General features: G+C 56.3%; 15 protein-coding genes. 8 read left to right on the top strand and 7 right to left on the bottom strand.

Features of this window, described 5'->3' with window-relative positions:
* The first annotated feature begins 32 nt into the window (after positions 1-32).
* On the top strand, positions 33-1,883 hold the full coding sequence (locus tag FHS27_RS19290) for a DNA methyltransferase (RefSeq protein ID WP_246420233.1): 1,851 nt from the start codon (positions 33-35) through the stop codon (positions 1,881-1,883).
* Positions 1,884-2,096: 213 nt separating this feature from the next.
* Here the strand turns inward: FHS27_RS19290 and FHS27_RS19295 are convergent, their stop codons facing one another.
* Positions 2,097-3,161: a DUF1559 domain-containing protein gene (locus FHS27_RS19295; RefSeq protein WP_184306516.1), complete on the bottom strand. Its 1,065-nt coding sequence runs from the start codon at positions 3,159-3,161 to the stop codon at positions 2,097-2,099.
* A 13-nt stretch (positions 3,162-3,174) separates the two neighbouring features.
* Between FHS27_RS19295 and FHS27_RS19300 the strand changes: the two genes are divergently transcribed.
* From FHS27_RS19300 to FHS27_RS19320, 5 genes are all read left to right on the top strand, one after another.
* Complete coding sequence (locus FHS27_RS19300; protein WP_184306517.1) at positions 3,175-3,399, top strand: hypothetical protein; 225 nt, start codon at positions 3,175-3,177, stop codon at positions 3,397-3,399.
* Between the two features lie 170 nt (positions 3,400-3,569).
* Positions 3,570-5,441: a cation:proton antiporter gene (locus FHS27_RS19305; RefSeq protein ID WP_184306518.1), complete on the top strand. Its 1,872-nt coding sequence runs from the start codon at positions 3,570-3,572 to the stop codon at positions 5,439-5,441.
* Positions 5,434-6,093 carry a hypothetical protein gene (locus FHS27_RS19310; protein WP_184306519.1) on the top strand — a complete coding sequence of 220 codons (660 nt, stop codon included), beginning with the start codon at positions 5,434-5,436 and terminating at the stop codon, positions 6,091-6,093. Before FHS27_RS19305 ends, FHS27_RS19310 begins: the two co-directional genes overlap by 8 nt.
* 46 nt (positions 6,094-6,139) lie before the next feature.
* Positions 6,140-7,198 carry a lysylphosphatidylglycerol synthase transmembrane domain-containing protein gene (locus tag FHS27_RS19315; protein ID WP_184306520.1) on the top strand — a complete coding sequence of 353 codons (1,059 nt, stop codon included), beginning with the start codon at positions 6,140-6,142 and terminating at the stop codon, positions 7,196-7,198.
* A 68-nt stretch (positions 7,199-7,266) separates the two neighbouring features.
* The gene (locus FHS27_RS19320; protein WP_184306521.1) at positions 7,267-8,265 is read left to right on the top strand and encodes a hypothetical protein; all 999 of its coding nucleotides are present in this window, start codon (positions 7,267-7,269) and stop codon (positions 8,263-8,265) included.
* Here the strand turns inward: FHS27_RS19320 and FHS27_RS19325 are convergent.
* From FHS27_RS19325 to FHS27_RS19345, 5 genes are all read right to left on the bottom strand, one after another.
* On the bottom strand, positions 8,262-9,080 hold the full coding sequence (locus FHS27_RS19325) for a WecB/TagA/CpsF family glycosyltransferase (protein WP_184306522.1): 819 nt from the start codon (positions 9,078-9,080) through the stop codon (positions 8,262-8,264). The genes FHS27_RS19320 and FHS27_RS19325 overlap by 4 nt on opposite strands.
* A complete protein-coding gene (locus FHS27_RS19330; protein ID WP_184306523.1) occupies positions 9,073-10,062 on the bottom strand; it encodes a polysaccharide deacetylase family protein in 990 nt (329 codons plus the stop codon). The genes FHS27_RS19325 and FHS27_RS19330 overlap by 8 nt, the downstream gene beginning before the upstream one ends.
* Positions 10,059-11,330, bottom strand: a complete 1,272-nt coding sequence (locus tag FHS27_RS19335; RefSeq protein ID WP_184306524.1) for a glycosyltransferase family 4 protein — start codon at positions 11,328-11,330, stop codon at positions 10,059-10,061. The genes FHS27_RS19330 and FHS27_RS19335 overlap by 4 nt, the downstream gene beginning before the upstream one ends.
* A gap of 239 nt (positions 11,331-11,569) precedes the next feature.
* A complete protein-coding gene (locus tag FHS27_RS19340) occupies positions 11,570-12,976 on the bottom strand; it encodes a sugar transferase (protein WP_184306525.1) in 1,407 nt (468 codons plus the stop codon).
* A 102-nt stretch (positions 12,977-13,078) separates the two neighbouring features.
* Positions 13,079-14,863, bottom strand: a complete 1,785-nt coding sequence (locus FHS27_RS19345) for an exopolysaccharide biosynthesis protein (protein WP_184306526.1) — start codon at positions 14,861-14,863, stop codon at positions 13,079-13,081.
* 720 nt (positions 14,864-15,583) lie between these two features.
* Here FHS27_RS19345 and FHS27_RS19350 point away from each other — a divergent pair.
* Both FHS27_RS19350 and FHS27_RS19355 read left to right on the top strand, forming a co-directional pair.
* Complete coding sequence (locus FHS27_RS19350) at positions 15,584-16,324, top strand: class I SAM-dependent methyltransferase (RefSeq protein ID WP_184306527.1); 741 nt, start codon at positions 15,584-15,586, stop codon at positions 16,322-16,324.
* Between the two features lie 71 nt (positions 16,325-16,395).
* Complete coding sequence (locus tag FHS27_RS19355; protein ID WP_184306528.1) at positions 16,396-17,196, top strand: thymidylate synthase; 801 nt, start codon at positions 16,396-16,398, stop codon at positions 17,194-17,196.
* An 18-nt stretch (positions 17,197-17,214) separates the two neighbouring features.
* On the opposite strand, the gene FHS27_RS19360 is transcribed toward FHS27_RS19355, so the two are convergent.
* Positions 17,215-18,654 carry a hypothetical protein gene (locus FHS27_RS19360; protein WP_246420235.1) on the bottom strand — a complete coding sequence of 480 codons (1,440 nt, stop codon included), beginning with the start codon at positions 18,652-18,654 and terminating at the stop codon, positions 17,215-17,217.
* Between the last annotated feature and the right edge of the window lie 76 nt (positions 18,655-18,730).

Genomic DNA, 18,730 nt, shown 5'->3' on the forward strand with positions numbered 1-18,730 from the left:
GTCGATGCCACATCTGCTTCGCTTGGATTCGAATGATATCGACTGACTTACTCAATCAAATCCACGCGGGGGATTGCGTGGCAGGAATGGCAGAAATTCCTGAGGGCACGGTCGACCTCGTTTTTGCAGATCCGCCGTTCAATATCGGTTACCAGTACGACGTCTATGACGACTCACTCGAGTCCGATGACTATTTGCGTTGGTCGGAGAATTGGATTCGTGGCGTCCACCGTGTGCTCAAACCCGACGGGGCGTTCTGGTTGGCGATTGGTGATGAATATGCGGCCGAACTGAAGGTCCTGTCGCAACGCGTCGGGTTCTCCTGCCGCAGTTGGGTGATTTGGTACTACACGTTCGGCGTGCATTGCAAATACAAATTCACACGCTCTCACGCTCATCTGTTCCATTTCGTCAAAGACCCCGACAACTTCACTTTCAACGCGGACGATCCGAACCTGCGAGTCCCGTCGGCGAGGCAGTTGGTCTACAACGACAAACGGGCCAACTCAAAAGGCCGCATGCCTGACGACACCTGGATCCTCCGCCCGCAAGACTTGCCTTCGGGATTCTCCGCCGACGAAGACGTGTGGTACTTCCCTCGCGTCGCGGGAACGTTCAAGGAACGTGCCGGTTTCCACGGTTGCCAGATGCCCGAACATTTACTGGGCCGGATCATCCGCTCGTCCAGCCACCAAGACGAAATCGTTCTCGATCCATTCAGCGGCAGCGGCACGACGGCCGCAGTCGCCAAGAAACTAGGTCGAAAATACGTCACCTTCGACATGAGCGAAGAGTACGTTGAACTCGGTAACGAGCGATTGCAACAGATCGCCGTTGGTGACCCCTTGGTCGGTTCGGCCGATCCGTTGCGAAGCGTTCCGTCGACCGCCGAAGGCAAACGGAAGAAAAAGAAAACTGCAGAGCAGCAAACAGCCGAAAAACGAAAGGCGACCCAAAGCCTTGGTCTGCAAATGTCACTGGGTTTTGGAAACTCGCACGACGAGGCAACCGAGGAGGTGGTCATTGATGCCTTCCGACAAACACACGCGGGCTTCTCCGTCGATCGCGTCTTGCTCGACCCGGTCATGAACGAACGTTTTGTCATCGCGTGCCGTGACGCGGGTTGCACGGTGAGCGAACACGAACTGCGAAAACACCTCGCTCAATTGCGATTCGTCGGCACATTGTCCGCCGAAGACCTGCAACCGAGCGAACCGACGATTGTGCCCGCTGCGACAATCGAACGTTATCGGTTCGCGAGTGAAATCGCATGGCGGCTCACCTCGGACCGATACCCGACCTGGACGCTCGACGATCTTCTCATCGATCCCGAAATCCTACGCCAGTTCGATACCGCTGCCGCTCAAGTCGCCCCGAATTGCGATCCACTGACCCTGCGTTGGGGAACGTTAAAACTGAGACAACTCGCTGCCGCAGTGATCGCACAAGCGGGCAAACGTCAAAACGGTGCGAAGGACAACGGGGCAGGGCAGGGCGGTAAGAAAAAGAAAGCCAAATCAAAAACGAAAGGCATGCTCGCCGACACCCCCGCCGTCGCACCCGAAGAGATCCAATGGCCCGAGCCGGAAGAATCATGCAGCGGCATTTACACGATCGAATCGAGCGAGGGATCGGTTTTGTATGTCGGCGAGTCGACCAACCTTCCCATGCGAATGCGTGATCACTTTGCACATTCCGAGTCTCGCGACTTTTGGTCGACGCTCGCCGGCGGAACCCCGCGAGTTCGCTTCCAAGAGATCGCCCCGATCCCCTCACAGAGCGTTCAGGAGCGTTTACAACCGTGGTACGGGGAACTGCTGCAGAGAGAAGACTCCGCATGCAATTGCGTCGATTTGTGGATACCCGGCGAATCACCCGAATAGAGCACTCAAAAGGTTGACGTGCCCGTTCACAGGAGCTTGATTCGCCAGAGCTCAGCCCACGAAGTCTGGCGACATCAACGCCATCTGCTTAGATGTTGCTCCCGCGATTCGCCGAGTCGCATTTCGCAGACGATTGACTTTCCTTGGCGACACGCTTGATGCCGCCGGGCGCCGTTAATGGATCACCATTGCCGACGCCCAACCGAATATCAACTACGGCCAGGTAACGACTTCACGACCGTTGCGAGTCGAAAGGCTTTGCCACAACTTGCGTTCGACCGAGTCAGTTACGAAGCGAACCGAACCGTCGAGAACGCCCACCTGCACTCCACCGACGTGGTAGCTGCGTGAGGTAACGGCGGCGTAGGTTCGAGCAGGGTCCGTGATGTCTTTGCCTTCTCGCATGTTCGTCCAGTCAACGTCATATTCGACTCCCGACGCCGGACACAAAACCTTGGTGTTCGGTGTGAAGGTGGTGGTGAAGCCGCCCTGGTGCACGCGACCGTCAACCCATTCGGTGTGGCCAGTCTCAGTTTTGAAACTGCCACCGAGTGTGCAGATTAGGTCCGTTTGGTCGGGCATCGCCATGTCACCTGCGGTCGCCAAATCGCGGTAGTAAGGTGTCCAACCTTTCACCTCAGCGAGTGCCAAAGTGTTGCTGAGACCGTCGAGACAATCCCGGAACCCCATGTAACGATTAGGGCCAAACATGCCTTCGCCGATGTCATCATTCGCAGGATCGAAAACGAACCAAACGCCACCGTTGGATGCGTAGTTGAGTTTGTAGTACTCCGGTCCGTCATCACCGTAGCGTGGTTGATCCAACGGATCGCTGGGGCACTGATAGGTCGGGACACGGTAGGAAGACACGGGGATATCTTCGCCATCGACCGTCAGCATGGACGCCCCATACCCCTGTGAAAAATCGACCCCGTCGGCGAGCCCACCTTGCTCAATGAAAGGCAGAATGCGTGCCTGCATGGACCAGCCTTTTCCAGAAACCGTGTTGGTCCACGACGGTGGCAATTTCTTGTAAGCGGACTCGTAGTTGTGAATCGCCAAACTGATCTGTTTGAGGTTATTGCTGCAACTCATTCGCCGGGCGGCTTCGCGAGCGGCCTGAACAGCGGGCAACAGGAGACCGACCAAAATGCCGATGATCGCGATAACGACCAGCAGTTCGACGAGCGTGAAAGCAGATCGGCCGTGACGGCGAGTATTTTTAAGAGATGGGCTGTGAGCGAGGGGCAAACAGGGAGCGGAAACGGCGCAGCGCATTAGGGCTTGTCCAGTGGCAAAGATGCAATCTCAGACCGACGCGGCGACGTTGCCGAGCGGGCGCAGAGAAACGGGATCAAGCATGGCTGGCGGCGAGAAAATGCCCCCGGTGCTCGGTAAAAAGCACGGGCCGTTTCCACGCAAATGGCTGGCTAGCTCAGGTAGTGTCCAAACGTTAATGCGAATCAGTCTCAACAGCAAGACACGATTGAGTGATTTGTCCGGAAAAAATGAGTAAGACCGGGAGAAATCGTGTTGGGAACTCATTGGCACGACAAACGCTGTAACGGTCCCGGTCTCTGCCCGCCGATTGGTCCCACCAGCTCAGGGATGGGAAACCCATTGTCAGCAGATTATCCTGACGCCGAAGTGAAAGCCCGTTTCCCTCTGATGAACTGATGCCCCGCTATGGACTTTCTGCTTTACCTCGCCCTCGTGCCTGCATTGGGTGTGACCGCCCAGTGGCTAGCGTGGCGGACGGGCTTTCCCAGCATTCTGGTGCTGCTCGTGTTTGGGGTGCTACTGGGCTGGTTCGTCCAACCGGATGCGTTTTTGGCCGACCTGACCGAAGGCGACCAAACCGCGGGGCCGAACCTGCTTTTTCCCTTGGTCGCGTTATCCGTCGGCGTGATCATGTTCGAGGGCGGCCTGACGCTCAAATTCGCTGAACTGGGCGAATCCGGTTCGGCATCGCTGAGATTGGTTACCATCGGCGCGCTGCTGTCCTTTGGCGGAAACACGATCGCGGCCCACTACCTGCTGCAATGGGGCTGGCAACTGAGCGCATTGCTGGGGGCGATTTTAGTGGTGACCGGCCCGACGGTGATCGGACCGTTGCTGCGGCAGGTTCGACCGAGCCGGCGGGTCGCCTCGACGCTGAAATGGGAAGGCATCGTGATCGACCCGATCGGTGCCGTACTCGCGGTGTTGGTCTATGAGGAGGTGCTGCTACAGCACTCGGTCCCGGAATGGTCGAGCGTCGCCGCTTCACTAGCTTGGACGCTGACCGTCGGCCTAGCACTCGGGTGTGCGGGCGGAGCGCTGCTGACTCAGGCGCTACGGCGTTTTTGGGTGCCTGATCATTTGCACGGGGTGAGCGCCCTGACGCTGGCGCTGCTGCTGTTTGCGATCAGCAACAAATTGGCTCACGAGTCGGGCCTCATCACGGTGACCGTCCTGGGCATCTGGCTGACCAATCAAAAACACTTTGACGTCGAACACATCGTCGAACTGAAAGAGAACCTACGAACTCTTTTGATCGGTTGTCTCTTCATTGTGCTCGGGTCGCGAGTGAACCTTGCAGACATTGGGGCGATCGGCATTCCTGGGCTGATGCTCGTCCTGGCGCTAGTCTTGATTGTTCGTCCTCTGTCGGTTTACTTGTCGCTCCTTTACAGCCCGCTGAACTATCGCGAACGAACGTTCATCGCCGGCCTCGCACCACGCGGGATCGTGGCCGCGGCGGTCAGCAGTGTGTTCGCACTCGGCATGGAAAGCCGTAGCGACCTCGTGATCCCGGGTTCGGAACAACTCGCGACGGTCACATTTCTCGTGATCATTGGCACCGTAGCGATCTACGGCATTTCGGCTGGCCCTCTGGCACGCTTCCTCCGCCTCGCCGATGAATCGTCCCATGGTGTCTTGATCGCTGGGGCGGACCCGTGGGTTCGAGACTTCGCACACGAACTGAAGGAATCCAAGATCCCGCTGTTACTCGTCGACACGAACTACAACAAGATAGCCCAGGCCCGCATGGATGGGATCCGCGCCGAATGCGTCAACATTCTCAACGAGCATGTTCGAGAAGAACTGGATCTCGCCGGAATCGGACGCTTCCTCGCCCTGACCCCCAACGATGAAGTCAACTCGTTGGCACTGCGTGAATGCAAACACCTTTTTGATTCCTCGCGTTTGTATCAACTCACGTTTAAATCAAAGAACATGGCAGGCCGGCGTGGGTTGACTAAAAACCTAATGGGCCGTGAACTATTTGGCGAAGGCATGACGTACACTCGTCTTCGCGAACTTCACACCGCCGGGGCGATGATGAAGTCCACCAAGCTGACCGCGGAATTTTCTTACCAGGATTTCCTGGACAAGTATGGCGAGCACACCGTCGTGATGTGTTTGATCGATCAAGACGGTGCGTTGAAAGTCAACACGATCGACGATCCCCTTGTCCCCACGGCCGGGCAGACCGTCGTCGCGTTGGTCAGCGTCACACCGGTCCCCGATGAACATGCCTCTCAAGACAACGGTGAAGAAACCGCAGATGTTTGATCCTTTCCCCGCATTGATCGCGTTCACACCGTTGATCCTTTACCTGTTCTTTCTGGCGATCGTTCGCATTGGCGGCTTCGCTTGGGTGACCACGGGTGGGCGAGACCTCGCCGCGGTTCTGGCCGCCGTCTCAGGATTGATCGTGGTGGGACCGATGGAATTGTTCTTCCCGAACGCGACCGCCTCGTTTCTAGGCGTTTGGGTTTGGATCCCGCTGCTGTTGCTGTATTTCTTGTTCGCCTGTTTGCTGGTTCTCGGAGCGCGAACCAAATTGGTCAGCTATGGGCGAACCGCCGAAGACGTCTACCCGGCCATGATCCGCGCGGCTCGGTCACTGGACGCCGGCTCAACCGTAAACAACGAACAATTGCAGGTTCATCTCCCCGCGTTTGCTGCCCACCTACGCCTGGAAAATTCTCCGGGACACGACTGCGTGAGTGTGCTGGCGTTTGAGCCCAATTTGTCTCCGAACTTCTGGATGTCGTTCCGCACGCAGTTGCGCACCGAACTGCGTGCCACGTCTCCGCCGCGCCCCCGACGCGGGTGGGCCTTGATGGGCGTTGCCCTCGCGATGGCGTACATGCTGGTTCGTTACGTCGCCTCTGAACCGGCGCTGCTCGTCGAGGGCTTTCGAGAGTGGGTGATCCGCTGAGCGGAAGGCTTACAGAGTCGCCGTGAAGGAACTATTCTGTTCCTCCATGTCAGACAAACCCAAAACGATCGCGATCACGCTGATCAAATTTCTCGTCCCGGTAGTCATTATTGGTTACCTTCTTTGGCGGATGCCCGCCTCAGATTGGGCGAAACTATCGGAACGTTCGATCGCCTACCCGGTGTTGTTTGCCGCTTTGGGCGTCGCCCTTGCGGCGATCATCCTCTCGTTCGTGCGATGGTGGTTGCTGGTACGGAGTCAGGGCATTCCACTGAGTTTGATGGAGGCGATGCGACTCAGTTCGATCTGCTTCCTCTTAAGCTTCGTTTCGGCGGGTAGCGTCGGAGGCGATGTCTTCAAAGCGGTCTTTCTAGCCCGACGGAGCCCCGGAAAACGAATCGCGGCGGTCGCCTCCGTTTTGGTCGACCGCGGTGCAGGACTGTATGGTTTATTGCTGCTCGTTTCGATGGGTTTGCTAATTCGTAAATCGACCGATCCGTTTGAGTTCAACGGCGTCGGACTCGACGACATCAAGTGGATGGTCGGTGTGTTACTGGGCGTCGGAACTGCGATTCTCGTAATGCTCGTCTTCGGCGGCAAGATCGTGGACCGGCTCATCACTCGACTGTCAGAGGTTTCCGTCATTGGCCCTATCGTCGAAAAAATTGGGCCGCCTCTTCGCACCTTCCACGATCATCCATGGACGTTCGCATTGTCGTTAATCATGAGCGTGGGTGTCCAAGGCCTGCTCGTCGTGAGCATGTTCCTGATCGCAACATCCATGTACGGGGCTCCCCCTACGCTCGCGGAACATTTTGTGATCGTCCCGATCGGGATGTTGGCATCGGCACTCCCACTGACGCCTGCCGGGATCGGCGTGCTCGAGGCTACGATTGAAACGCTGTATCACCTCGTTCCGGCGCAACCGACTGACGCGTCGGGAACTCTTGTCGCACTGGTCTTTGAATTGGTTAAGCTGGTACTCGCAATCATCGGCACCATTTTCTATTGGACCGCCGGCAAAGACGTCCAGGAAAGTCTGGAATACGCGGAGGAACACGGCGAGGAATTCGAACACGACGTACTCGCCAAAAACACTCCGTAGGCATCTCCGGTACAATCCCCGCATTCGAGAGAGCAATTCAACCGCGATGCACCGCGACCGGGTAAATCATGACAGCCCCCGAAGACGAATTCCGACCTCAGACACTCCCCGAGCAAATTCGCGGCATCTTGATACGCAGCGGATTCCAACGAAACCGGCGTCTATGGGTCGCGATACTCGGTTGGATGCTGACGGGTCTACTGCTCGCGTCGCTCGTCTATCTGTGGTTCTATGCCAACTCTGCGGGATGGGTCCCCTCGACGTTAATGGTGGGCAGGACCAGCATGTTGATCTCGCTGTTGACATACATGCTGCAACGCGGCTTCACCTTGGTAGGAATGGTGCACATTGTCCTGTGGTATCTGTGGCGATCCCCACAACCTTCCCTAAAACACTTTTTGATCGGTTCGATCCTGATAAGCGTTTACTGCTCGACCATGCAATATCAACCGCTCCTCACCACCATTGACCACAACCTTTGGATACGGGCGTTCGCAAACTACCTGCTCACGATCGCTTGGTTCTTGATGCTGTTTCGTGCGATGTCGGCATGGGGCCGGTTTGAATTGACACCGATCGGCGGTGGGCCACCAACATCAAGCTCGTTCCGCGGATGGACGCTCGGAGGAATGCTTCTTGCCGCCACTCTCGTCGCTATTACGATCGTGATCAAACGGTGGATCAACAACTACTTCATCGATACCGATCCGTTCTCCACCGCGGGCTACTCGATATGGATCAACCTCGCTTCCGAGACGGGAGACCTTCTCAATACGCTCGTATTGGTCTACGCAGCCGCTGCGATCGCTGCTCGTCGTCACGCCGCCATCCCGATGGCTCTGATAATCGGGTCAGCCATCATTCGCTGGGTAATCTCGCAAATCACTGCTGAGCTGCTGCCGACGTTTTATGCACGTCCGGAGTTGTCGGACTACCTATTATCAATCTCTGTCGGCATCTCCACGACGCTCGTCATGCAGTGGGTCGCTTTTAGCGTTTGGACTTGGGCCGGATACAAACTTCGTGTGGTACCCAAACACGATCTCAGCCCGACGGCGTTGCGTTAACCGAACAGCAAGTCTTCCTGTGGCGGATCACCACCGGTACTCTTGCGATACAAACCGATTTTTTGCAGTGCGAGTAAAGTCACGTAGGTCGGATTTAAATACAGATAGCGACGCCAAAGACGCCCCGGTTCGCGTGTCAGACGGAACAACCACTCGAGCCCGGCACGTTGCATCCACGGTGGTGCTTGCTCCAGGGCTCCAGCATGGAAAGCGAACGCAGCACCGACCGCAATCAGCGGCATCGGCAATCGCTCCTTCATCTCGTAAGCGAAGATCTCTTGTCGAGGGCAACCAAGCCCGACAAAACACATCTGGGCACCGCTCGCGATGATTTCTGCAGCCAGTTCGTCTCGCTCATGCGGAGTGATTTGGCGGAACGCGGACGCCCGCTTGCCAACAATGCGTAGCCCTGCAAAACGTTCACCCAACTTGGCTGCGAACTGAGACAGCATTTCCTCGGTCGCACCAAAAAGATAGATCGGCACGTCTTGTTTCGACGCCGCTTCACAAAGACGCAGCGTTAGCTCGGGACCGTAAACGCGATCGGATAGTTTTTCGCCGGGGAACCGACCACCGTGTAGTGAATTGAGCGCCCAGCGGACGGGTTGGCCATCGGGACAAACCAGATCGAACTGGTTCAGCCGATACTGATGCTCACGGTCGAGCACGCCCGTCATCACTCCATGCACGGCGAGAGCGGTAACCGCCATCGAACGCTTCTGCTTCGCCGAGTCAATGATCCTATCGACCGCGGACTCGTAATCAATCGCGTTAACACCGATACCGAGGATACTGTGTTTGCCGTAATCAAGCATGACAGGTCGTAGAATAGGGACTGAGCTGATGGACTTGGTCGAGCATCGTACTGACGGTGAATTGTTGGCTATACATCGACAACGCCCATGTCATGAATTCGAGCTTGGCATCACGTTTCATCTTCATGCCTGGAAAATACGACATATCAGCGTCGTCCTCGCTCCCCAGAAAATCAGGCGGATGCAACAAGAGCGAGGGCGTTGTGCCGAAAAGACGACATGCCGTCAACGCCGCCCGAAAATAGGTCTTCGCGACCGTGACACTGTACCCCGCAACAAAAGTGAGATAGCTAAAGTGAATCGGAGTCCGCAACACGGGCAAGACTGTGACGGGAACCTCCCAAATACTGCCTAAGCCAGAATCGTCGCTTGCGGAGGCATCGGGGCAGGGCAGGGCACGCCGATGAGGCCAATTCGGACTCCGCATCGCCGCAAAACCTCCGTAGAGTTTCTTGGCTTTCTCTCGCTGCTCGCCTTTCAACTTCGTCCGTGCAAGAAACACCGCTCGCGCGATCGGCGCCATCGACGTGGGGAAGATCGATGCGTCGTACTGATACCCAAGCCTACCGAGCACACGAAGAACCTCATCGGGACAACTGAACCCCGGCCCTCGAAATCCCACTGGCGTTTGTTTGGTCGAAGCGAAAATGGCGTCATGCGTGACACGAATCTCCGTCTCGATTTCTTCGTCACTCATCGTATGCATCCACGGCAGATGATTGAGCGAATGATTGGCCGCCTCCCAGTTCGGGAGCGATGCAAACTTAGCGATCGATTCAACATCCTCGTCGCGTTGTAAATCGCGTCCGACCAGGAAAACGGTCAACGGCAGCCCAAGAGGACCGAGAACGTCAACGATGTTGGAAATCGCCAACGGAAAATAGCTGTCCGAGGACTCCCAATCTTCACGACCGGCGGCACGAAGGTAGGCCCATTTGTTATCGAGATCGAGCGACAAACTCGCGGGAGGTCGATCACTCATACTGAAGTGCCTGGGCGTGACGAATCGTTCAAATTCAAGACCGACTGAATCGCTTGGATCGCACCGGAAGCACTCCGCTCAGGCGTGTACTTCGAAGCAGTCTGGACGGCGTGATCACGCATCGCCTCGATCTGCTCGCTACCCAATGAAAGATAACTACGCAACACCTCGCTAAGATGCGATACCGACTGCCCCGACGGCGAGTCACAACTCCGGTGCAGAGGATCGTACTGCCAACCGTTGAGACGATCCTCCACCATCGACGTCACCGCCTGCGCATAAACACTCCCGATGACCGGCAATCCCGCATGCATCGCCTCATTGACGACTAGCAACCATTCATCGGCTAGCGTCGGTGCGACTAACGCTCCATGCTCTATCATTAGTGATGGAAGTTCCGCTGCGGGGCGATTGCCGAGCACGTTAATTTTGAGACGACTGTCGGGAGCCTGGTGATCCGCGATCGAGTCCCCCGACGCGAGTACATCGATCGATGAACGCAACGGCCCGTCTCCCACCAGCGTGAGTTCCAGTTTCTCATCGTGCCGGGCGCAGAATTCACTCAATTGATCGATCATCGGCAAAACGCCTTTTCGATCGCTCAGTTGCCCGATACAGAGCAGACGCCGACGCACCTGCGATTCATCACGCACGGGCATTTCGTCAAAAACGTTCCGATCGTCGGCGGCGTAGGGCAGGTGAAACAACTGCTCCTCACGGGCACCGAGCGAAAGCAGGTATCGTCGACAGGAAGGACCGTTGTAGGTAATCGCATCCGCCTTCGAAATAAGATATCTGCGAACGCGTTGCCGTAGCCAACCGCGACCCTGCTCGGTGTGTTCACTCATGAATGTCGCCAACACCAACTTCGCGCCACTGCGATGACAATAGCGGGCGGCGGCGAGTGACCGGGCCCCGAGTTCGTGAGAAAACACGACATCGGGACGCAAGGATCTTAAACGACCGAGGGTGTCGTAGGGAACGTGGACGTAGAGCGGGTCCTCAAACCCGGCATCGCGATGCCGCCACCGACGACGAATGGTTACCGCTTTCTGCACCTCGACATCGAGCCCCGTCCAATCGGGACGAAAATCCCGATTCGGCTCAATCGGCGTGCTCAGCAACACCTTGAACTCCCGCAACGACCGCGTGATTTCCTGGAGCACCCGAACCTGATACAGAGGAATGTAGTGCGTCAAAAACACGACACGGGCGTCGACACAACTGGTCGGCGGGTGGTGTTCAATCTTGGTTGCACTCGTATTCACAACCCTATCATAACTGGGGGCGAATCGCCCGACGACGCGAGAATCGCAACAACCCTCGTCTGCGTGCCGAGACGAGGGATCACGGGACGCCGAAGCAGCGTTTTGAGAACAATACTCTGGCATTGCGTCTTTGACATACCCAGAACGCTGCACGTCAACCTGAAAAGACGACGGTGGTGTTGAAGTTGAGAGGGCGTTTTTTTTCAACACGACGATTCGCAACACATTTGGGGTACATATTATTCACCGCCCCGTCCGGTAACGGGAACGATCACCGTTCGAGCAATCAGTTGCAGATCTCTGAAAAATCCCAACCGATCGATGTATTGCAAGTCCATTCGCATCCAATCGTCAAAGCTCTCAGCCTTTGACTTGTCGATCTGCCAAATGCAGGTCAATCCTGGGCGGACATCCAAACGGCGTCGATGCCATCGTTCACACGCTCGACTCTCATGCCAGGGCAGAGGCCGAGGGCCAACGAGGGACATATCACCCTTAAGTACATTAATCAGTTGCGGCAGTTCATCCAGGCAAGTTGCTCGCAAAAAGTGCCCTACTTTGGTGACGCGAGGGTCTCTACTGATTTTGAAGGCTGGACCGTCTCGATGACTCGATGCCCGCAGCGCCGCCTGCGCTTTCTCAGCGTCAACGACCATCGTTCGCAGTTTGAAGATCGTAAACGGTCGACCGTATCGGCCTTCGCGAGTTTGACAGAACAAGGCCGGCCCGCCGTCGCTCCATTTAATCACGGCCATCGCTAGAACAATAAACGGACCGGTTAAGACCAATCCAACACTGGCCCCAACCACGTCGACGACTCGTTTGGCAACACGCGATGCCCAAGGCCAGTGGTGCGTCGAATCTTCGCTGGCGATGCTCACGCGGGTTTCGGCACTGACGTCGGCCGGCGACACAGCAGCACCTGAGACGGCGTCGCGGGGCATGGAGGTAAACGGGCGATTGGTTTGTTTTACCGATCCGGTTGCTTCCCCAGGTACATGAACAGGAACGCTGCCCGCCACGTCAACCTGGACGCTTGGCTTCTCGAGCACCGCCGTCGTCACGTCCATCATCCCCGACGGACGTCGGACCCAATCACCCTGATCGCTGTCGTCACGACGCCGACCTTCGGATACTACCTTTTCGTCCTCTTGATCGCCGAAGCCTTCGGGATCATAAACCTGCAGGCTCAACTTCACATCGAGCCCCGCGCCGACAAACAAGAGCGTCATTCGATCGAGGACGGCGCGGCCCCCCATTTCCGGCGTATCGACCAGCAACACTCCGTAACGCGTCGATGAAAGCACGCCTTTCTCATCCGTCATCCGCAAATTTCGATGCATCAAATCGACGAGCTTGCGTGATTGCTTCTTAACGAGTGACGGAGTGGCCCCTTTTTTGTTCTTCTCTGAAATCGCGTCTGGATTGCCCTTGGTCGCCTTGTTCATCGCAACGATAGAAACCAACTCAATGGTGAGCACGCAAAACGGAATCGAGCGACGGGTCGATCGGACTCGCTCTCTCGCGATCTCACGATCAAACTGTCGTGGCGACAGCAACAGGGCGCGGCGGCTCCCTAGAGCGGATGCAGTCGGCCATGCCAACCAGCCGCGATCGCGGGCTCTTCGTTTGAGAAATGGAAACACGGTGTCGTCCTAGGTGATAACTAACTTACAATACGGGGCGTGCGACGAACCGGGAGGATAACTTTGCATCCCGAACATCACCGCCAACGATCCGTCGCAACATCAGCGAGGAATCGAGATAGACGAGCCCGTTCCCGAACCGGGTAACGAAACGATCTGAGTGCTGGTGCGTTCTCGCTCCACGTCTTCTTCCATAACATGACCGTCGACTGAATCAATATCTCCATCAGGGTCAATGGAACTTTCGTCCTTGAGGTCATTGTCGGAATCAGAATCAATTTCATCTCGAACTTGAGACTCGATACGGGATGATCTTGGGTCAACAGGAGAATCCCGAAGAATCGCTTGCAGTAAACCAAGCGACAGTCCGAGCATTGCACCGACGATCGATAATAAACCTCTCATCGGACCAGACTTCTTCAGATTCAACGTTGCGGCTTGAATGACGCTCACGTCTGACATCTGACTTTTGTCTAACTCAGTGTTTACGCGTGCTTCTTCGAGCGATCGCGCATGGTCTCGAAAAGTTTCTTCTGCGAGTTCCGCTTCCCATGTTAATTGGGCCATCGTCGTCACATCGCTATTGAGGCGTCGAAGGTCCGACTGCGTTGCCACCAAGCGTTCCGCAATCGAATCTCGACGGCTTTCTAAACCAACCGCTTTCGCCCGAACGGTTTGGAATTGTGTCTCGAGTTCCTGATAGACCGGGTTGATCGCTTCGCGAGTTTCTTGACGTTCTTCACGCTCGCTACCGGCCAATCGCTCGCTCTGGTCCATTTTGGACCTGATGCGTTTGTATCGCGGGTGGGAGGGGCTCAGCCGTGCGAGTTCATCTCCGTCTTGAACCTGCACATCGTATAACTGACTGCGCATCTGATCGCCGGCCGCGTTGGCAATCCCAAGCGTGACCTCAACCGGAACCCATTGGTCAGTCGTGGCGAGTTGCCGACGGAGTTCTTCGGCTTGGCTAATTGCTTCGGCCAGTTCGCTGTCCGCGGTACTCAGCTTCATTTCCAAATCGATGATGCGTTCACTCAGCGTGCGTTCGGCCGACTCAGCGCTGATCCATCCCATCTCGTTGCGAGTCTCTTGCAATTTCTTGCGTGCAGCGATGGCGAGCCTTCGACTCTCAGAGGCCTGAACATCAAAGAACGACTCTGACCCTTTTACCTGATGCGCTTCGACGTGGAAGCTGCCGAACTCATCCATCACCGCTTGAACGATCGATTGCACCAACACGGGATCATCTTCTTTGCCCGCAACCGCGACCGTGTAACCGTTCTTGGCCACCTCGACATCAATTGCCTTTGTGACCGTCTTGATCGCCCTTTCACGCTCAATCTGAGCAGCATATTCTTCTGGGGTCATATCCCCTGCGGTTTTGCCGCCACGATTCGGAAGCCAGCTCACCCATTTGCTGTCCGACTCCAGAAACGCCGTCGTCTGCTCAACGGCCCGCTCGATCCAATTGCGAGGCTGGTTAATCTTGTCGACGCCGACTCGCTCGACGGCGCGTTCAGCAATTTCGCGACTGCTGATCATCTCACCGATGCTGACGACCTCGGCAGTGCGACTCTCTTGCATCGAAACCGAATTCGTCGTCTTGGTCGTTGGATCGCCGCCCATCGCGCCACGCCCCAAGCGGACGTACATCATCCCCTCGCTGCGATACTGGTTCGGCCAAACGATCAACAAGGCGATGACTGCAGCAGTCACCAAAACGGTCGTGAAGAAAACGGATGGCAGACGTCGACCGATCGATCGCAAGACATCACCGGGTGTCACCATCGCCCACGATTCGGCCGTCGAAGCCCCATTCCAGCCCGCCGATTGCTCCGATTTCGATAGTGAACGCTTGGCACCGGGACCGGGTTTTGGTCGTGTCATGGATCTCGCCTAAATGGAAGGTTTCAGATTCGTCAAACGAGCGTCTGAGGCCGTAAAACCCAAGCCTTTCTTCTTCGCGGCGAAACTTCCCTATCTCTTGTGACCGCCAAAGTCCGCAGGCTTAAGATCTACGTTTTAGTTGGTGAACAGATTTTTGTGGGGTGGATTTTTGAAAAAATTGGGTAAAGACCCTCAAAATCGCCATCGCTCCGCTTTTGGTGAGAATCCGTCCCAAACGGAATCGTCATAATCGCTCCATCTCACCCCCCCCAAAAGGGAAGCTTCTTTGCATAGAACCTCCCCCGCAAACGCCTTTGCGGGAAATGAACCAACCCATACCCACACCTCCTAACTGTTATAACCTCTCAGCCAGCAGAGACAGCACCAAGCGGCCCACAAGAGGGGCGATTTTTAAGCATTTCCGTCAACCAGAGCGAACGACCGCTACCTCGCGATCGACATTCACCCCGCGATAATGACCGCTCACCCCGATTCGGCGATCGCACTGATCGCCAATTCATTTTGAGATCGCCATACCGAATGGAAAGTGACGAAATCCCGCCTCTATGCCAAATCGGGGCAGGGCAGGGCGGTAATCGGGGCTGGATGCTTGCCTACTCATCGACGCCGCCGATCCCCACAAACGCTGGCGTTCATATCCGCTTGGCGATATAAACCCCGAACCAATCTCAACCTCCCTCGAGAACGAATCGCCTCTCAATGTTGCCCCGTGTCTGCGAACCTCCGCCGGTCGACCCCAAACTCGAAGCCGACGCCTACCGTGAAATGGATCACGAGGAGGTGAACCGACGATTCGTCCTGGATTTGCTCGAATCCGGCCCCGTTGGCCCACGCGTCATCGACCTGGGTTGCGGCCCCGCTTTGATTCCGATCGCACTTTGCGAACTCGCCGAACAGGTTGCCAATGGAAACCTTGACTGCGCTGACCACGGATCCGATCTGAGCAACCTGGAAGTGATGGGAGTGGATCAGTGCATCGAAATGCTAGAACTCGCACGCGTCGAATTGGAGTTTTCAGGCCGGGTGGGACAGATTCAACTCGAACAAGTTGATCTGAACGACCTCGACGCTCTGCAAAGCGAACTCGCTGAGACGGTGATCAGCAACACGGTGCTCCACCATCTCGATAACCCAACCAATGCAATGCGTCTCGCCGTAAAGACGCTCCGACCAGGCGGACGGCTATTCATTCGAGACCTTTGCCGACCTGAATCAGACGAGGAAGTCGAGCGGTTGGTGGATCTTCACGGTGGCCCCTCGACCGACGCGGAATCACCAGTCGGCCCGCGGCAGTTGCTTCGCCAGTCTCTTCATGCGGCACTGACGCTGAGCGAAATTCAAGAGATCCTGAAATCGCTCGGCATCGAAACCGACCGAGTCAAAATGACCAGTGATCGACACTGGACCTTGGATTGCACTCGGCCTGAGATTGAGAACTAACGCCGGCTTCAAACTTCATTCATTGCACGCGTCCTACTGAACGCATCGAACGCCATCAAAGAACCCGATACATGCACGGATACCTAGAACTCCTCGACGAAGTTCTCCATCAAGGACTCGACCGCGACGATCGCACCGGAGTCGGCACCCGCAGCCTCTTCGGCAGACAAATGCGGTTTGATTTAGCCGACGGCTTTCCGCTGCTGACGACGAAAAAACTTCACGTTCGCTCGATCATCTACGAACTGCTTTGGTTCCTTCGTGGCGAAACCAACATCCGTTGGCTAAAGGAGAATGGCGTTTCGATTTGGGACGAGTGGGCCGACGACGACGGCGAACTCGGACCGGTCTACGGTCAACAATGGCGAAGCTGGCCGGCGCGAGAAAGCGACGGCGGGGTGATCGACCAAATCTCGTGGGTGGAAAACGAAATCCGCACCAATCCAAAATCACGGCGTCTAATCGTCTCGGCGTGGAACGTTGCCGACGTACCGCACATGGCTTTGCCTCCTTGCCATCTGCTGTTTCAGTTTTATGTCGCCAACGGCCGTCTGTCGTGCCAACTATATCAACGTAGCGCCGACCTCTTCCTCGGTGTCCCGTTCAACATCGCCAGCTACGCGTTACTGACATCGATGATGGCAAAAGTAACCGGGCTCGAACCGGGCGAATTCGTTCACACCCTCGGCGACGTGCACCTGTACTCCAACCACTACGCACAGGCTCGTGAGCAACTCACGCGGACGCCTCGCCCTCTGCCGAAAATGACTATCAAACGAGAAGTCACTTCGATGAGCGATTTCCGGTTCGACGATTTCGAACTCGCGGACTATGACCCGCACCCACACATCAAGGCGCCGGTTGCGGTTTGAGCAAAACAGATCGCCCGATCACTCGGGAAGCAACTCTTTCTTAAGCTTCTCGATCGCCTCCTGGCGAGGCTTTGGATCCTCGATCGGAAACCCGATTTCTTGAACAATGAAGCCATACTTTGGATGCTCTGCGGCTTCATTCAATCCAAACTCAGCGAGTGAGCGGTCGTTCAACAAAATGATCGCAGCCGCAGCGGCATCACACACGAACGCCTGCACTAACTTCCCACCGGCATACTGCTGTTCGCTCGCCGGGCGGCTATCGTCGAGAAACTTCGCGACCTTGGGCACATCAGACTTCTCGCCAAAACGTGCGATCGCCTGCAAAGCCATCCCGAGGGTGATCGGGTCGGTCTCTTTCTCGAGCGTGTTCATCGCCAGCGGCAACGTTTCGGCAAGATCCCAACTCAACGCGAACCAAAGAATCTCCTGACGATTGACCACGTCGTCACGTGATATCCAACCGCCCAACATCGCTCGAAACGGTCCCGCCAATTGAGCATCCGCCAATAACTTAGCCGTCGCATCGCGACGCAAAACCGTGAAAACAGCGTTTTCCTCAACGCGTGTTATCGGCATATCATGATCGTTGGCGAGCAAGATCAATGCGATCAAATCTGCTTCCGTTGGTGTTCGCTGTTCGACAAACATGCCTCGCTGCACACTCACGATCGTTTGTTGGAATGCGGACTCGCGATCCTTTGACGTCCCCTCGAGCGATGCGGCCACTTTTTCATGCCGCATGAGGAAATCCACAAACAGCTCTCGGATCCGGACCCCGTCTCCCAAGATGGTTTGAAAGACTTCCCAACCATCTAGCGAAACATCATTGCCCGCAAGAAAGGCATCAATGCGGCCGGCCGTTTCACCACCGGTGATCCCTTTTGCGACATCGCTCGCCCGCATCCTGACTTCGAGATCAGGGTGATCCTGCGAAGTTCGTTCCAATACGGGTAGAGCACGTTTTCCAACGCCGCGCAGCCTGGCAGTCGCTTGCTCCCGCGCGGCGAATTCAACCGAGCCGAGTTGATCAACCCACAACTCGATCTCCTCCAGCGTCGCCTCGGATTCCTCGGCCACCTGAGAACGTGCCTCCTGAGCTACGGCGTCCTGATCACCGCCACTCGCGGCAGCACCATTCTCCGGTGCACCACTTTGGCTATCCTTTTCGGTGTCACCGCCCGAAGTCTCACTATTTTCAGAAACGCGGAAGACCTCGGCGATTTTGTCACTGGTCAGAAACGGCCGGGAGTAACTCGCGCGAGACGTGGAAGCGTCCGCTTCGGTGGTTTCCGCCGACTCGGCAGTCGGCTCGGTCTCCGCATCCTGTGCACTTGATCTCGTATCCGTGACGCCCCAAGTCAACACAAACAGGCACAACACGCGGCGCACCATTCCGCGAAAACGGTGGCTGTTCCATCGAGACGCTTCGTTCGGATCTGTCTCACGTTTATTCATCAAGGCGAACCGTTGCTATTTGCGGTGATCGTTCTATTTTCGCCGACGCATCGACGGATGGGCGAAAGGCCTGGGG

The sequence above is a fragment of the Aporhodopirellula rubra genome, from assembly GCF_014192335.1.
Classification (GTDB): Bacteria; Planctomycetota; Planctomycetia; order Pirellulales; family Pirellulaceae; genus Rhodopirellula; species Rhodopirellula rubra.

Bases quoted from the DNA above. Each gene is read 5' to 3' on its own strand.
- FHS27_RS19290 (WP_246420233.1), top strand. From the start codon at position 33: ATGATATCGACTGACTTACTCAATCAAATCCACGCGGGGGATTGCGTG.
- FHS27_RS19295 (WP_184306516.1), bottom strand. From the start codon at position 3,161: ATGCGCTGCGCCGTTTCCGCTCCCTGTTTGCCCCTCGCTCACAGCCCA.
- FHS27_RS19305 (WP_184306518.1), top strand. From the start codon at position 3,570: ATGGACTTTCTGCTTTACCTCGCCCTCGTGCCTGCATTGGGTGTGACC.
- FHS27_RS19310 (WP_184306519.1), top strand. From the start codon at position 5,434: ATGTTTGATCCTTTCCCCGCATTGATCGCGTTCACACCGTTGATCCTT.
- FHS27_RS19315 (WP_184306520.1), top strand. From the start codon at position 6,140: ATGTCAGACAAACCCAAAACGATCGCGATCACGCTGATCAAATTTCTC.
- FHS27_RS19320 (WP_184306521.1), top strand. From the start codon at position 7,267: ATGACAGCCCCCGAAGACGAATTCCGACCTCAGACACTCCCCGAGCAA.
- FHS27_RS19325 (WP_184306522.1), bottom strand. From the start codon at position 9,080: ATGCTTGATTACGGCAAACACAGTATCCTCGGTATCGGTGTTAACGCG.
- FHS27_RS19330 (WP_184306523.1), bottom strand. From the start codon at position 10,062: ATGAGTGATCGACCTCCCGCGAGTTTGTCGCTCGATCTCGATAACAAA.
- FHS27_RS19345 (WP_184306526.1), bottom strand. From the start codon at position 14,863: ATGACACGACCAAAACCCGGTCCCGGTGCCAAGCGTTCACTATCGAAA.
- FHS27_RS19350 (WP_184306527.1), top strand. From the start codon at position 15,584: ATGTTGCCCCGTGTCTGCGAACCTCCGCCGGTCGACCCCAAACTCGAA.
- FHS27_RS19355 (WP_184306528.1), top strand. From the start codon at position 16,396: ATGCACGGATACCTAGAACTCCTCGACGAAGTTCTCCATCAAGGACTC.
- FHS27_RS19360 (WP_246420235.1), bottom strand. From the start codon at position 18,654: ATGAATAAACGTGAGACAGATCCGAACGAAGCGTCTCGATGGAACAGC.